The 14,815-nt window shown below is 40.9% G+C and carries 22 protein-coding genes; 15 read left to right on the forward strand and 7 right to left on the reverse strand.

The annotated features are described in order from the left end of the window. The first annotated feature begins 102 nt into the window (after positions 1–102). From F3059_RS00275 to F3059_RS00320, 10 genes are all read left to right on the forward strand, one after another. The gene (locus F3059_RS00275; RefSeq protein ID WP_151165929.1) at positions 103–543 is read left to right on the forward strand and encodes a hypothetical protein; all 441 of its coding nucleotides are present in this window, start codon (positions 103–105) and stop codon (positions 541–543) included. A gap of 143 nt (positions 544–686) precedes the next feature. Beyond that, the gene (locus tag F3059_RS00280; RefSeq protein WP_151165930.1) at positions 687–1,418 is read left to right on the forward strand and encodes an SH3 domain-containing protein; all 732 of its coding nucleotides are present in this window, start codon (positions 687–689) and stop codon (positions 1,416–1,418) included. A gap of 156 nt (positions 1,419–1,574) precedes the next feature. Further along, on the forward strand, positions 1,575–2,450 hold the full coding sequence (locus tag F3059_RS00285) for an NmrA family NAD(P)-binding protein (RefSeq protein ID WP_151165931.1): 876 nt from the start codon (positions 1,575–1,577) through the stop codon (positions 2,448–2,450). A 35-nt stretch (positions 2,451–2,485) separates the two neighbouring features. Next, the gene (locus tag F3059_RS00290) at positions 2,486–2,968 is read left to right on the forward strand and encodes a gamma-glutamylcyclotransferase family protein (RefSeq protein ID WP_151165932.1); all 483 of its coding nucleotides are present in this window, start codon (positions 2,486–2,488) and stop codon (positions 2,966–2,968) included. Positions 2,969–3,049: 81 nt separating this feature from the next. Further along, positions 3,050–3,772: a 5-oxoprolinase subunit PxpA gene (gene pxpA, locus F3059_RS00295; RefSeq protein ID WP_151165933.1), complete on the forward strand. Its 723-nt coding sequence runs from the start codon at positions 3,050–3,052 to the stop codon at positions 3,770–3,772. A gap of 22 nt (positions 3,773–3,794) precedes the next feature. Further along, positions 3,795–4,514 carry a 5-oxoprolinase subunit PxpB gene (gene pxpB / locus F3059_RS00300; protein WP_151165934.1) on the forward strand — a complete coding sequence of 240 codons (720 nt, stop codon included), beginning with the start codon at positions 3,795–3,797 and terminating at the stop codon, positions 4,512–4,514. Next, positions 4,511–5,362, forward strand: a complete 852-nt coding sequence (locus F3059_RS00305) for a 5-oxoprolinase subunit C family protein (protein ID WP_151165935.1) — start codon at positions 4,511–4,513, stop codon at positions 5,360–5,362. Before pxpB ends, F3059_RS00305 begins: the two co-directional genes overlap by 4 nt. Before the next feature lie 108 nt (positions 5,363–5,470). Beyond that, on the forward strand, positions 5,471–6,322 hold the full coding sequence (locus F3059_RS00310) for a glycine/sarcosine N-methyltransferase (RefSeq protein WP_151165936.1): 852 nt from the start codon (positions 5,471–5,473) through the stop codon (positions 6,320–6,322). 19 nt (positions 6,323–6,341) lie between these two features. Continuing rightward, positions 6,342–7,172 (forward strand): methyltransferase domain-containing protein, encoded by an 831-nt coding sequence (locus F3059_RS00315; RefSeq protein WP_151165937.1) that lies wholly within the window; start codon positions 6,342–6,344, stop codon positions 7,170–7,172. 98 nt (positions 7,173–7,270) lie between these two features. Continuing rightward, positions 7,271–7,675, forward strand: a complete 405-nt coding sequence (locus F3059_RS00320) for a hypothetical protein (protein ID WP_151165938.1) — start codon at positions 7,271–7,273, stop codon at positions 7,673–7,675. A gap of 283 nt (positions 7,676–7,958) precedes the next feature. Here F3059_RS00320 and F3059_RS00325 read toward each other — a convergent pair whose 3' ends face one another. From F3059_RS00325 to F3059_RS00350, 6 genes are all read right to left on the reverse strand, one after another. Continuing rightward, positions 7,959–8,285: a hypothetical protein gene (locus F3059_RS00325; RefSeq protein WP_151165939.1), complete on the reverse strand. Its 327-nt coding sequence runs from the start codon at positions 8,283–8,285 to the stop codon at positions 7,959–7,961. Then, complete coding sequence (locus F3059_RS00330; protein WP_151165940.1) at positions 8,282–9,139, reverse strand: MBL fold metallo-hydrolase; 858 nt, start codon at positions 9,137–9,139, stop codon at positions 8,282–8,284. The genes F3059_RS00325 and F3059_RS00330 overlap by 4 nt, the downstream gene beginning before the upstream one ends. Positions 9,140–9,196: 57 nt before the next feature. Beyond that, entirely contained in the window at positions 9,197–9,757 is a 561-nt protein-coding gene (locus tag F3059_RS00335) for a DUF4924 family protein (RefSeq protein ID WP_151165941.1), read from the reverse strand. Then, positions 9,757–10,377 (reverse strand): OmpH family outer membrane protein, encoded by a 621-nt coding sequence (locus F3059_RS00340; protein WP_151165942.1) that lies wholly within the window; start codon positions 10,375–10,377, stop codon positions 9,757–9,759. Before F3059_RS00340 ends, F3059_RS00335 begins: the two co-directional genes overlap by 1 nt. Positions 10,378–10,466: 89 nt before the next feature. Next, the gene (locus F3059_RS00345; RefSeq protein ID WP_151165943.1) at positions 10,467–10,805 is read right to left on the reverse strand and encodes a hypothetical protein; all 339 of its coding nucleotides are present in this window, start codon (positions 10,803–10,805) and stop codon (positions 10,467–10,469) included. A 56-nt stretch (positions 10,806–10,861) separates the two neighbouring features. After that, positions 10,862–11,479: a hypothetical protein gene (locus tag F3059_RS00350; RefSeq protein ID WP_151165944.1), complete on the reverse strand. Its 618-nt coding sequence runs from the start codon at positions 11,477–11,479 to the stop codon at positions 10,862–10,864. A 56-nt stretch (positions 11,480–11,535) separates the two neighbouring features. On the opposite strand from F3059_RS00350, the gene F3059_RS00355 reads away from it, so the two are divergent. Beyond that, positions 11,536–12,297, forward strand: coding sequence for a DUF1853 family protein (locus F3059_RS00355; protein WP_151165945.1), 762 nt, complete (start codon positions 11,536–11,538; stop codon positions 12,295–12,297). On the opposite strand, the gene F3059_RS00360 is transcribed toward F3059_RS00355, so the two are convergent. Next, complete coding sequence (locus tag F3059_RS00360) at positions 12,287–12,769, reverse strand: glutathione peroxidase (protein WP_151165946.1); 483 nt, start codon at positions 12,767–12,769, stop codon at positions 12,287–12,289. The two genes, F3059_RS00355 and F3059_RS00360, sit on opposite strands and share 11 nt — an antisense overlap. Positions 12,770–12,839: 70 nt before the next feature. Between F3059_RS00360 and F3059_RS00365 the strand changes: the two genes are divergently transcribed. Genes F3059_RS00365 through F3059_RS00380 form a run of 4 tightly spaced genes read left to right on the forward strand, consistent with a single transcriptional unit; the run spans position 12,840 to position 14,813 of the window. Further along, positions 12,840–13,472 carry a heme exporter protein CcmB gene (locus F3059_RS00365; protein ID WP_223274514.1) on the forward strand — a complete coding sequence of 211 codons (633 nt, stop codon included), beginning with the start codon at positions 12,840–12,842 and terminating at the stop codon, positions 13,470–13,472. Positions 13,473–13,484: 12 nt separating this feature from the next. Beyond that, positions 13,485–14,153, forward strand: a complete 669-nt coding sequence (gene ccsA, locus F3059_RS00370; RefSeq protein ID WP_151165948.1) for a cytochrome c biogenesis protein CcsA — start codon at positions 13,485–13,487, stop codon at positions 14,151–14,153. Next, complete coding sequence (locus tag F3059_RS00375) at positions 14,143–14,364, forward strand: CcmD family protein (RefSeq protein ID WP_151165949.1); 222 nt, start codon at positions 14,143–14,145, stop codon at positions 14,362–14,364. The genes ccsA and F3059_RS00375 overlap by 11 nt, the downstream gene beginning before the upstream one ends. A 5-nt stretch (positions 14,365–14,369) precedes the next feature. Continuing rightward, positions 14,370–14,813 (forward strand): cytochrome c maturation protein CcmE domain-containing protein, encoded by a 444-nt coding sequence (locus tag F3059_RS00380; RefSeq protein WP_151165950.1) that lies wholly within the window; start codon positions 14,370–14,372, stop codon positions 14,811–14,813. Positions 14,814–14,815: the final 2 nt, after the last annotated feature.

Here is a 14,815-nt window from a genome sequence, read left to right on the forward strand (position 1 = left end):
CAAGGTTCGTTCTTCGTGGCTACCTTTGTCACGGGCGGACAAGAAAGTGCTCCGAAAAGCCCCACGTTTCTTAGCTGCAATACGTTGGCGGTAATTTAAAAAATGGACGACAAAACAGAAATAATTACCTTTCATGCTAATGACATTCGAGTCGGAGTTTTAACGAGTCGACTGGACAGTTTAGATATTCAATACGACCTCAGGGAGACAACCACTTTCATGGAGCCTGCATATCAACTGAAAGTAAGTAAGGAAAATATTTCGACTGTCAACACCATTTTGAACGAAATCACCGACTGGAACAGTTCCAACGAAAATGATTCAAGTTCAATATTTGGACAAATCAGAAAAGTTGGGGTTTATTTCACATGGTTTGCAATCATTTCGGCTATTGGACTTTTGATTTACATGACATGGTTAATCTTGAATGGTGAATTACCAAGAATTGCATGGACAGGAGTCGTATTTATGACTATTGCTATTGGTTTTATCGCTTATTTAGAACTGAGAAAAAAGAAAAAGACTACCGCCAACAATGGTTAAAAAACATAGGGCGGACAGTGGTTTCCGCGAATTTCGGGTTCTCAGTAAGTTTGGTTTCGGCCAGACAGAAAAGTGCTTCGTAGCGCCCTACGTTTTTTTACCCGATACCGTGTGCCATATAAAAAGACTACAACTGAAAAAGAATGATTAGATCACTCATCATATTATATCTTTTGTCATTTAACCTGACCAACGGACAAGAGCTTCAGAATGGACTTATTTTACCTGAACAGAATGAGGACGAAGAAATCTGCTGCATTTATTCGCCTGAGAATGGTTTTACAGTTTATGACCGGCCAGACGGAGAAAAAATCGGTCGTTTAACAAGAAATGTAGACCAAAACGTTGGAGACCAATCTTTTTATCGTATTTACTTTGTCAATCATAGGACTAAAACAGAAACACAAATTGGATTAGAACACTTTCAAGAAATCGCTTATGAAATATGGGCATTGACCTATTCAGAAAGAAAAGACGGATTTGTTAAAATCACATATGCCAATCAGGATTTTTGGTTAAAGCAAAGCGATATTGAAAATGTTGGGTTTGAATTAGTTGAGTGGCAGTCTTTTCTTGCAGACAATGTTAATAATCTATTGGGCTATTATGCCAATGACCCAGGACTAAATCTAAGAGAAAAACCAAATACAGATTCAGGAATAATAAGAACTTTGAAAGGTGACACTAACCAAATTTCACCGACAAATGAACATCACGGACTTTGGACAAAGGTTAAAGTAATTATTAGTAAAGAACATCCTTGCGCTACCGACTTGACAGAAGAAGAAAATATCATTGAAGAATTAGAAGGGTGGATAAAGATTGTGGATGATAATGGACTTCCGAATTTATGGTACTATTCACGTGGATGTTAAAAAATACGGCACACAACATTACATATAGCTTATGGCGGGTAAAGTGGTAAAATCAAAGTTTTCGGCTCTTAGTGAAGTTCGTCTCAGTCGGACAGCAAAGTGCTTTGAAAAACGCCACAAGCCATATTCGAGACCGTTGTACTGCATTAAACTAACATGAAAAGAATTCTTGTAACAGGAGCGACAGGAAACATTGGACATGAAGTTGTCTACTATCTGAGTGAGTTGAAATATGGCTCAGAGATTTTCGCTGCTGTCCGGAACATTGAAAAAGCAAAAAAGACTTTTGAAAAGCATCCTAATGTTCATTATCGACTTTTTGATTTTGAAAATGAAGACGCTTACTCAAAAGCATTCCACCAAATCGACATTCTTTTTCTGTTGCGACCTCCTCATATATCAAACGTTGAAAAGATCTTTCGGCCATTGTTAATCTCAGCAAAGGAAAATGGAATAAAAAGAATAGTGTTCTTATCTGTACAAGGAGCAGAAAAAAGTAAAGTAATCCCTCACAACAAAATTGAACGATTAATCCTGGAGCTTCAATTCAACTACATTTTTGTTCGACCCAGCTATTTTATGCAAAACCTGACGACTACCTTGCTTCCTGAAATTGTAAATAGAAAATGTATCACACTACCTTCAGGTAAAGCAAAATTCAATTGGATTGATGTTAAAAATATTGCTGAGGCTACAGCAATTCTTATCACACAATTTGAGACCTATCAAAATCGAGCCTACGATATAACAAGCAACCAAAACAAAAACTTCGGTGATGTTGCTGATTTAATGTCTAAATTAACAGGAGAAAGAATACGCTTTAAAAGCATCAACCCTATCAGCTTTTACTTCCTAAAGAAAAAAGAAGGAATGAAAGGTGGATTTGCGATGGTCATGACAATCCTTCATTTCTTACCAAGACTTCAATCAGAACCTGAAATTTCTGATAATTATCAAAAGCTAACAGAAAAAGCCCCAACCACATTACAAGATTTCATTGAACGAGAAAAAGATAAGTTTAGCTCCCCGTAACAACTGATAAAAATTTTTTACAATCACAACACCACATGAAAATTCACCCTCAACAAAACCTGGTCTTCACTTACGGAACGCTAAAACGCGGTTTCCCAAATAACTCTATCATGAAGGACATTCAGGCTTCCTTCATTGCCGATGCAAATACCAAATCCAAATACCCTCTATTACAGGCGGGCAAATGGAATGCTCCTTTTCTCATTCATCATGAGAATTATCCGGGTAGTTTTCACGTTCAGGGTGAGTTGTTTGAGGTTGATGAAAAAGGCATGTCTGTTCTCGATGAATTTGAAGGCGTAAACAATTCCTATTACAAAAGATTGAGGATTGAAGTTTACACCCAAAACAAGGACGGATTTCAAATCTCCAAAAACGCCTGGTGCTATTTCCGTTATCAAAAATCTGCACAATTACTGGCTAACACTTCCGGCTTTCTTCCGTTCTTTGGAAATGAAGAATTGAAAAAATATACGCCCGTGCACCTCCGGCCATCAAACTGGAGAGAAAACAAGTAATCGTGCTTGTGCGGTAGTTGAAACACTCTATTTTTGGTCAGATCCAGTGGATCTGACCATTAAAGTTGACATTCATTTTTCATGAACAAAAACACGAAAATCGATTTCAATTGTGACCTCGGTGAGGGGCTCGATAACGAGCATTTGCTCATGCCGTATCTCTCATCCTGCAACATTGCTTGCGGAGCGCATGCCGGTTCTGTCGAGGTAATAGACAAAGTGATTGAATTAGCGCTTTCGCACGGTGTGAAAATCGGGGTGCACCCCTCCTATCCCGATAAGGAAAATTTTGGTCGCGTTGTCCTGGAAATGACGGATGTCGAGTTACACGAAAGTCTGAAAGATCAACTCCAGCTTTTCAAGGAACGAGCCGCTATGCAGGATGCCACAATTCATCACGTGAAGCCGCACGGAGCCCTGTACAACTTGATTGCCGTTGATGAAGAAAAGGCTGTGATAGTCAGCAAGGCCGTAAAGGCTATTTTTGATGACGTAAAACTCTATGTGCCCTTTAATTCAAAAATCGAAAAAGTGGCCCGGGATCAAGGAATTGAAATCATTTACGAAGCTTTTGCTGATCGCAATTACAACGATGATTTAACACTGGTTTCTCGGTCAGAACCGGACGCCACAATAACCGATAAGGAGCAAGTCGTAACGCACGTGAAGCGCATGTTTGAGGAGTCGAAAGTGAAAACAATTCAGGACAATGAACGTGACATCAAAGCTGAGACTTTTTGCCTGCACGGAGACAACGAAAAAGCAATTGAGATTTTAAAAACACTACATCAGGAGTTTCTGTAAATCACTGATTAAATAAGTAGAATTGAACCAGTACGAGCTCACATACAAACCTTTTGGGACATCAGCCATTTTGGTTGAGTGGCCTTCGAAAATCGATGAAAACATCATTCAGGATATTGTCGCTTTTGAAAACAGTATGGAGAAAGGAAAAGGTATTCTCGATACGGTTATCGCTTACAACTCCCTCACAATCCGGTACGATCACAAGATCGATTATAAATCTGAAGTCGCTAAGTTGAAAGAACAGTATAAAGCGAAAAACAAGCCTGCCGAGCAGAACTCGAAATGCTGGCAAATTCCGGTTTGCTACGACACGGAGTTTGGGCTGGACCTGACCGAAATAGCCGAAACAAAAAAACTCTCAGTCGAAAAAGTGATTGAACTGCACACGAACCCTTCTTACCTGATTTATTTTCTCGGGTTTCAACCCGGATTCTTGTACCTTGGCGGCTTAGATGATCAGATCCACACGCCACGCAGAGCATCTCCAAGATTGCGTGTAGCCAAAGGTTCGGTTGGAATTGGAGGCGCGCAAACGGGCGTGTATCCGCAACAAACATCAGGAGGTTGGAACATTCTTGGAAAATCGCCCATCAATTTCTTTGACATCACTAAAGAGCAACCCTGTTTTGCGAAAGCGGGAGACAGAATTCAGTTCGTATCGATTGACAGAGAAACATTTCATGAAATAGCTGCGGAGGAAGAAAAAGGGAATTACGAACTCAAATTTCAATCACTGTGATCAAGGTACTCCACGAAGGAATTTACAATACTATTCAGGATCAGGGCCGTTTTGGATATGCTAAAATGGGAATTCCAACATCGGGCTATTTAGATGCTTATTCTGCAGAATTGGGAAATGCTCTATTGAACAATCAAAAGAGCGATGCAGTCGTTGAAATCACTTTTGGACAAGGTAAATTTCAGTTCAAAAAACCCACCGTTTTTTGCCTCACAGGCGGAGATTTTTCGCCAAAGCTCGATGGAAATTTGCTCGAAATGAATCAGGTTTACAAAGCCCAGCCCGATGCTGTTTTATCGTTCGGTAAACGAAACTCCGGAGCCAGGACATATTTGACTGTACAGGGCGGTATTCAATCAAAAGAGGTGTTGAACAGCCGCAGTTTCTCAAAAGGAATTACACAAATCCGACTACAGAAAAATGACGAGCTGAGGATCCAAAAACAACAGCCTATAAGTGATACAGGGCATTCGAGAGTCAAAGAGCATGAGAAGCATTTTGAATCTGAAGATTTAGCGTGTTTTGCCGGTCCCGAGTTTGACCGATTAAATGACAAACAAAAAAAGCGACTGTCAGAACCGTTTACACTTTCGTCAGACAACAACCGGGTTGGGTACCGCCTCAATGAAGAGCTTGAAAATGATTTACACCCCATCCTCACCTCATCAGTCCTGCCCGGAACTGTGCAGCTCACTCCATCAGGAAAACTCATCGCATTGATGAACGATTGCCAGGTATCGGGCGGTTACCCCAGAGTCTTACAGCTATCAGAATACGCTATCTCCAGAATGAGCCAGAAAATGGCCGGTGAAGAAGTTCGGTTTACGATGCAGGATTTTAATTTGTAGGAATGCGCGACAATCCGCAAATCGAAATGCAATAATGCATACTTCCATATTCAAGAAATAGTCAGCAGACCGCTATATTAATCAACATATAATTAGCGATATTATGCTATGACGCGAATATTTTGTAATTATGGGGACAGAAATCAAAAAAACGAATACATTTTGAATAAAAGTCAAAGTTACGGAGATGCTCCAACCAAGGTTAGAAAAACAGATCATTACAAAAAAGAGTACATCCAAAGTTTTGTAGAAAAATGGGATGAATTGATCGACTGGGAGGCCCGACAAAAAGGAGAAGGAAAGTTTTTTTTGACAGAACTCAAAAAGCGCAACAAGCACAAAATCCTTGACGTAGCAACCGGTACAGGTTACCATTCTGTAGCACTGATGAAAAATGGTTTTGAAGTGCGAAGCGCTGACGGCAGCCCTGAGATGCTGGCCAAAGCCTTTGAAAACGGTAAAAATGCTGGTCAGATCCTCACGACTATCCAGGCCGATTGGAGATGGCTAAACCGCGATGTCCACAGCCGTTTTGACGCTGCCATTTGCCTGGGTAACTCCTTTACCCACTTGTTTTCAGAAAACGATCGAAGAAAAGCTCTGGCAGAATTTTACTCAGCCCTAAAACACGATGGCATCTTAATCATCGATCATCGTAATTACGATGCTATCCTCGATAACCAGGACTTTACCACAAAACATACTTACTACTATGCAGGCGATAACGTAAAAGCTGCTCCTGAGCATGTCGATAATGGTCTCGCAAGATTCCGCTACGAGTTTCCTGACGAATCAGTTTATCACCTGAATATGTTTCCATTAAGAGAACAGTACGTGAGAAAACTACTGAAAGAAGTAGGATTTCAAAAAATAACCACTTACGGAGATTTCCAGGAAACCCACAAAACCGATAAACCCGATTTTTTCATTCACATTGCAGAAAAAAGTTACAATCAATAAACATTAAAAGATACAGTTCATGGCATCACAAGATCTCGTAAAAACAACAAAAGACTATTACGACAGCACAGACGCTGATGAATTTTATTACCGTGTTTGGGGAGGCGAAGATATTCACATCGGGATTTATGAATCGCCCGATGAAGACATCTTTACAGCCAGCGCGAGAACGGTTAAAAAGATGACCTCACTCCTGCCCGCCATCGATGAAAACACAAAAGTGCTGGACATGGGCTCAGGTTATGGCGGTTCTGCAAGATATCTCGTGTCTCAATTTGGTTGCCATGTCACCTGCATAAACCTGAGTGATACAGAAAACGAAAGAAACAAGGTCAGAACCAAAGAGAAAGGACTTGAAGAGTACATTGACATACACTCAGATAATTTCGAGAAAATGCCCTATGATGATGAATCTTTTGATTTAATCTGGATGCAGGACGCCATTCTACACAGCGGAAATAAAGAACAGGTATTCAAAGAAATTCAGCGGGTATTAAAACCAGGAGGTCATTTTATTTTTACTGATCCCATGCAGAGTGATGATTGCCCTGATGGTGTATTAGAACCAATTTTAAAACGTATTCACCTCGGTGAACTCGGTTCAGTAAAAAGGTACAGGCAATTAGCCGCAGCAAACAACCTGGAAGCAGTCAACATTCTTGAAATGCCCGATCAACTTCGCCAACATTACACGAATGTTTTAAAAGGATTGAACAATCAGAGAGAAGAGTTAACTGAAGTATGCAGCGAAACCTATCTTGAAAACATGGAAAGCGGCTTGAACCATTGGATTGAAGGCGCCAAAAAAGGCTACCTAAACTGGGGCATTATTCATTTACGAAAGAAATGATTTGGGTATTAGTTTTTAGTAGTCCCGCATATTAAAGTGAGGAAAGTTGGGTAAAGTTTAGGATATTTACTCATTGAGAACTAAATAAAAATAATGTTATGGAAAGAAATAAATACGACACCCTTTACAGTGACGATAACGTAGTAAAGTATAACGACTGGTCAGGGAGGCATTTTAAATCTGAGAATGGAAAACTTATAGTTGGAATCTTCTTTACTCATAGAGAATACCCGGAAAATTACTCAGGATTTCCTCAACGAAGAATAGTATTAACTGTTTTTTCATTTGAAAACTTGAATATAGATATACCACTTTATCAAGCCAAAAATAACTTCCTTATACTGACAAATAAGGACTTTCCAGACTTAGCCTTTACTTACCGGGTAAAAATTGATGAAGATGCAAAATCAGCAACTATAATAGTTGAAGATTATCCTGAACTAGAAAAATCACTAATGACAGAAGATGAAGAAAATGGCTTAACTGTAGATTACGACAACTAATATCGGGTACAAATAGCTCCTTTTATGAAAAAGAAGACATAAAAAGTTAGCGTCCCCGCTACCACACAATTTCATAACATCCCCTTGAGATTTCCATCGAAATTTAATGATCAAGAACTACCAAACTTTGAAAATAAAAGGAATTAATAAATCCTGAATTTCAATATATAGGTATGCGATGCATCGCATACCTATATATTGAACTAATGACAAGTAGATTCACATTCTCAATAAGGCTTAACCATAGCGCTACCGCGCGATTTTATCGCGTGGGTCATGCTTCTTACCCCACCTCCTTCTCCAATCTTTCCTTCACGCCCGTTTCATCATCCGCGATGTCGCGATCTTCGATGAAGATCACTTTTTTATTTTGGGCTTTTAGGTCTGCCTGCATTTTCGCTTCAAGGTGATAGCTATCAGTGTGATCGTGGCTGTCTTCAATGAGGTAGATCGCTACCTGTTGATCAGGAAAATAGAAATTGAGGAGGTACTCGCCCATTTGAACGAACTCCTCAACCGGTTCTGGAGGGAGCAACTCGCGCAGCTTCACGTGAGCCGCGCTCTGGTGTTGCATCCAGTAATCGTCTTCTAAATAAAAGCTGTCCATCATTCACCAAACACTTCGCGGAAAGCAAAAACCTCATCCAGTCGAACACCTTTCTCAGTGTGTTTGACCGTACACAATTCGTTTTGTGAATCGTGCTCGAGGAACAGCACGTAATTCTCATCGGCTGCTTTTTTCAAAAACTTATCCTTCTCATCGAGCGTGAGTAGCGGACGCGTATCATAGCCCATGACAAAAGGCAACGGAATGTGCCCTACTGATGGCAACAGATCGGCCATAAAAACGAGCTTTTTTCCTTTGTAATTGATGTGCGGAATCATCTGCTTATCGGTGTGGCCGTTTACGTACAACACGTCAAATCCCAGCGGAGTATCCGTTAACATATCACCATTCGGTACATCAAGGTGATTGAGCTGTCCGCTCTCTTCAATCGGTAAAATATTTTCTTTCAGGAACGATGCTTTTTCTCTCTGATTTGGTTCAGTGGCCCATTTCCAGTGATTCTCGTTACTCCAGTATTTCGCATTCTTGAAAGTGGGTAGCAACTTTTCGTCCTTTGTTCGCTCAATCGCACCACCACAGTGATCAAAGTGAAGGTGCGTCAAAAACACATCCGTAATATCATCGCGGTGATAACCTTGCTCCTTAAGCGATTCGTCCAGTGTGGGTCCGTGCGGATGGTAATGACCAAAGAACTTTTCGCTCTGCTTGTCACCCAGTCCGGTGTCGAGCAAAATCAGCCTGTCACCATCCTCAATAATCATGGAACGCATCGCCCACGTACACAAATTCTTTTCATCAGCCGGATTTGTGCGGCTCCACAGTTGTTTTGGCACAACGCCAAACATCGCTCCGCCATCCAGCTTAAATTTTCCTGCTAAAAGTGGTGTAATTTTCATAATCGCTAATTTTTCGGTCAGAACCTCTATAGCCGGCTTTCCGGGCGGTTCTGACTGTTAATTTTGTTGTGGCTTTGGCAAAACCATTTTTCCTTCGCGCACATCCTGGTAACGCTTGCCGAGGTAAGTGAGCAAGTTCGAGAATTTTTTCACTTCCTCCAGCGTTTCATCTGTGATTTTCTTCTTTTTCATGCGCAGTACCATCACTCCATAAATTCCGTTGAAACAAAGCTCAATAGGGTTCTCGACAGAGTTATCAGACTTCTTCTTCAACTCCACGATTCCCGGATAAGCCTCCTCAAATAGCTTTTGATAGTCCTTGTCGTTGAGCGTTGTCATGAGCGCGTTGTGGACATAGGAAAGCTCCCCGATTACCTGGTAAACTTCCTCCACGTGGCCTTTCTCAGCCATGTTCTGGCTCTCCATTTCGTGGAGCATATCTTCGTACCAGCGCATGAGCTTGCCGCGATCTCGTCCTTTGATGCCCTGCTTCTCGATGAGCATCTCCTCTACCAGCTCCTTGTTGAGCGATAGAGATCTGAGTAAATCCTCAGTGTGATAGAGATACAGCACGTACTCTATAATATTTTCCTGCAGCTTTTTTTCGTGTTCAAGCATTATTGTTGATTGCTTAGTTCTGCTTCACCATCGTAGCGGTCATTGAGTCCTTTGATCACCTGATCAGTGATATCTACCTGCTCACTGGACCACAAAATGTTACTCGATATACTTTTACTCAACACTACTTTGTAATTGTGTTGTTTGGATATTTCATCCATGTAGAGCGTAACAGAATCGGTTACGCGCTGCGTGAATTCCGTTTCAGCTTTAGCGAGCGAGCGGGAAAGGTTGTCCTGTAATTCGTAGAGTTTTTGTTCGCGTTTTTGAAGTTCCTGCTGGCGAGCCTGTCCTTCAAATCTGCCTAGAGTTGGTGCATCACGCTTCAGTTTCTCGTAATCATCCATCAACTCACCCTCTTTGGTTTTGATGCGCGACTCAAATCTCGCCTGTTGTTTGCTGAGTTTCCCTTCCAGCTCAATGGCGAGTTCGTACTGTTTCATGAGGCTATCGGTATTGACGATGGCTACGACAGGATCTGACTGTTTTGAGCTGTCTTTTTCTTTTTTACCTGATTCTTCTTCAACGATAGGATCTACATCTGCGAGGTAGAGTCCGCCAAATACGATTGCAGCTAAAAGTGCAATTGTGCTAAAAATGAGAGATACTTGTTGCTTCACGGTTTTCAAATTTTAAACAAAGGTATAAATGCAAAAAAACTCCTGCCACAATGTGACAGGAGTTTCAGGTAAGTCTATTTTAATTCTTTTTATTCTCCTTTAGAAAAGCTGAGTTGCTTTGGAAAACTGTAATCTGAAGAAGTGTTGACAGTTTTCATTTCATATTGCCCATTGGCATTCTCAGTTAACTGGATGTTAGCTACTTGCTTTTCGCCATCTAAAACAACCATGTGAGCTGTTGACTGATCGATTTTTCCATCGAGCTTGTAAGTTTCACCACCAATCATGATGTTTCCTTTAACGTAAATATCGTTCTGGTTCAGTTCAATTGTTGCCTTGCCTGATTTCAGCTTACCGTTGAAGTCGCTCGCCATAATGGAAACTGAAAATGCAAAAATGAATGTAAGTGCTAAAAATATGCGTTTCATAATCTTTGGATTTGAGTCAAATATAAGTGAATTTCCTTTTCTATGACGTATGGGCACTAAAGAATGTTGTCTGGATCAATGTAGAAAACATGATCGATTAACTCTTCAAATGATTCTGCATTTTGATAGCTTCGGTCGCTGTACGTGTTAGCCATCAGCTTGACATAACTGGGAATATCATTTATTGCCACATATTCGATGTGTACATTCCCAAAAGATTGTGAGGCTCTTTCATTTTCGTTCAGATGCCTGCGCGGTTTGAGATAATAAACCTGCTTTTCTTTTACGAACTCATTGATTTCACTCAGCGAGCGATGAGAGCTTTGCACTTTGTACTCATCGAGATCGGTTACTTTGTCTTTAATGTACTCGAATAAATGAAAGAAGTTGTCAAATCCAAAAATATCACTGTAAGTGAAATAAAAGCCGTTTGAAGCCTGGGAGTTGAAGATGTGTAACCTGACAGTTCCCTCGATATCCTGCTTGCGCAATTCGTAGTTGTTGCGCAACATTTTGATGTAGGGAACATACTTCTTGTTGTACAACCAATCGCTGTACTGGAATTTTTGACGAGGAGTGCGTTCAATTACTTCGCGAAGAATTTCAACTTCTCCCTTTTCCTCGTCACGAACTCTACCTTTGAGCAGGTTATTTAGTAGCTTCTTAAAATTCATTTCGGTGGGGATTGAATGACAAAGTTGGGCTTTTTTATCTGTATATTAGTATCAGGATGTTTCAAAATAGAATCAAAGATTATATTTACTGGATGATTTCCAACCCGTTTTTATTAACGGTAAAGGGAAAAAACAACCTTCAAAATGAAATTACTCATGATTGGTCAGAGCGCTTTCATGACGAATCAAAAACTCTAACATCACGAAAAAGGCTCGGATTCCTCTATGAGGACCTCATCTCACACCTCATCACTCAACACCCTGGCTACGAAATTATTGACCGCAATATTCAGATCATTGAAAACGGAAAGACTCACGGAGAAATAGACTTTGTGGTTCTGAACAAAACCACCGATCAACTCATACAACTCGAAAGTGCCGTCAAGTTTTACCTCTTCCATCCGCAATCGGGAATGTGGATCGGACCAAACGCAAATGATAAATTGCATCTCAAATACAACAAGCTGATCAACAAACAGCTCAATTTGTACCGCGACTTTGAAGAGTTGATTCCGTATAACATCTCAGAAAGTCAGCTGTGGACGAACGGAATGCTTTTCGTTCCACCGGGATCTGACTATCAACTACCGGAATACGTCAATAAAGATGTTGCGATTGAAAACTGGTTCTTTGAAAGTGATGAGGAAAAACCCAAAGGTGTTCCCCTCAACAAAAACGAGTGGATTATACCTACTGATAAAATCCACTCGCAATTAGCTATGAAAAGAAAATCTACTTTGGAAAAATCTTCAATGTTACTCAACACAGAGAGCAACAAAAAGTTTTTCTCAGTTCCTGATAATTGGCCTACTTCTTGATGAAATTAATGATTTCATCTGTTGCCGGAGTTTCCTGTGGATGAACATGACCTACATATTGACCGTTTTCATCGATCATGAACTTTTGAAAATTCCACTCTACCGGAGCATCTTCCACACCGTTTTCATCTTTTTGTGTGAGCCATTGATAAACTTCGTGTTGATCGTCACCTTTCACTGATACTTTCGACATCATTGGGAAGGTCACATTGAAGTTCGACTCACAAAAAGTCTTGATTTCATCTTCAGTACCGGGCTCCTGATTGCCAAAGTTGTTAGCTGGGAAGCCCACTATTTGAAAGCCGTCTCCACCATATTCTTCGTACAATTCCTGGAGTACGCTGTACTGAGGAGTGAGTCCGCACTGTGATGCCGTGTTCACTACCAACAACTTTTTTCCTTTGAAATCAGATAGTTGAACATCTTTCCCTTCTATATCTTTAACCGTAAAATCATGAAATGTTTTTGCCATACTTTTGCGTTTTGATTGTACCTAATATTACAAAACTTTAGTCTCTTTGTTCAACGAATTTACAGCCTTATTGTCAAAAGAAGTTAAACTGGAGTGGCGCAATAAATTTGCCCTTGGCGGATTGTTGCTCTACGTGGTTTCTACGGCTTTTGTCGCCTACCTCAGTTTCAAGAAGATTGTTGACATTCCGGTTTGGAACGCGTTATTCTGGATTATTTTCCTGTTTGGCGCTACCAATGCTGTAGCCAAAGCTTTCGTGCAGGACTCCAAAGAAAAGCAGCTCTACCTCTACACGTTGGCGAGCCCCCAAGCTATCATATTGAGTAAAATGGTTTACAATGGACTCTTGCTGTTTGTTATTTCGGTTCTGACCTACATTGTATTTGGTGTTTTAGTGGGAAATCCCGTTCAGAACCCAACCATGTACCTCACCGCTTTGATTTTGGGTTCAACAGGGTTTTCGGGAACGCTTTCTTTGCTATCAGCAATCGCCTCCCAAACGCAAAATAACGTTTCACTTTTGTCGATTTTAGGCTTCCCCATACTACTCCCCCTCCTAATGACTTTGTTAAGACTTTCTAAAAATGCTGCCGATGGTATTTCGTGGACTATGAGTCTCAACTATGTATGGATTCTACTGGCGCTTAACGCAATCGTTTTCGCATTATCCTATCTATTATTTCCATACCTTTGGCGCGAATAAAATCAACTCGTTTTGGCAAAGAACTGGTGGAAAGCAGTTGCGGTAATTTTGGTCCTTTTTGCATTGATAGGCGGGCTTTTAATTGATGTCCCCCGACTGCCGATTCTCAACGAAACAATTCGGAATCTCTTTTATCACGTAACCATGTGGTTTGCCATGATGATTCTCATGACGGCATCCGTAGTTTACAGCATAAAATATTTAAGATCAGGGAAAGAGCTGGATGATGCCAAAGCCAAAATTGCAGCTGAAATAGGTTTATTCCTGGGTGTACTGGGAATTGCCACCGGATCAATTTGGGCCAAATTCACCTGGGGAGCGTACTGGATCAACGATCCCAAACTCAACGGAGCGGCCGTAACCATCCTGGCTTATTTCGCTTACATGATTCTGCGCAACTCGTTTGACGATGAAGAAAAGCGTGCTAAAATATCAGCCGTTTACAACATTTTCGCCTACGTATTGCTCATCGTTTTTCTCATGATCTTACCCCGCATGACTGATTCACTCCACCCCGGGAATGGCGGCAACCCTGCCTTTAGCCAGTACGATCTGGATAATACGATGCGCATAATTTTCTACCCCGCTATTATCGGATGGACGCTCATTGGAGTTTGGCTGGGTGAACTCAAACTTCGCCTGCATAAATTACGTATAAAAAAGCTCGAAGATGAACTTTAAAGGAACTGCTATACTCGCATTGATACTTTCTTTATTTTCTGCTGTTTCGGTCAGAGCCCAGCAAGGCGTAGAAATGGCTGATACCATGCGTTCTGAAGGAAAGATCTATATCGTGGTGGCGGTTATAGCCATCATTTTCATCGGGATTGTGATTTACATGATCTCGCTTGACAGGAAATTATCGAAACTCGAGAAAGAACTAAGAGATTAAAAAAGATGAAGAAAGCTCATATACTCGGCATTATTATTATTGCAATCGCAATCGGTGCTATTCTCACCACATTGTCTGATTCAAGCACTTATGTTGCCTTTGATGAAGCCTTTTCCAATCCCGGTGAAGAATACCACGTTGTGGGAAAGCTGAACAAGGAAAAAGACCTCAATTACGATCCGCAAACAGATCCCAATAAATTTACCTTTCACATGATCGATAACGAAGGAAAGGAAAAGGAAGTGGTATTGCACAAAAGTAAACCGCAGGATTTTGAGCGATCAGAGCAAATTGTACTCATCGGCAAGGCACAGGGTGATGAATTTCACGCCAAGGAAGTGCTCATGAAGTGCCCATCGAAATACAACGATGGAACTGAAGGGTTCAAGACTGAGGAAGAAATGGAACAAATAAGAGCTGAGGAAGAATCGAGTAAAGCGAGCATTTAATC

Source organism: Salibacter halophilus, assembly GCF_008806325.1.
In the GTDB taxonomy this organism is placed as follows: domain Bacteria; phylum Bacteroidota; class Bacteroidia; order Flavobacteriales_G; family Salibacteraceae; genus Salibacter; species Salibacter halophilus.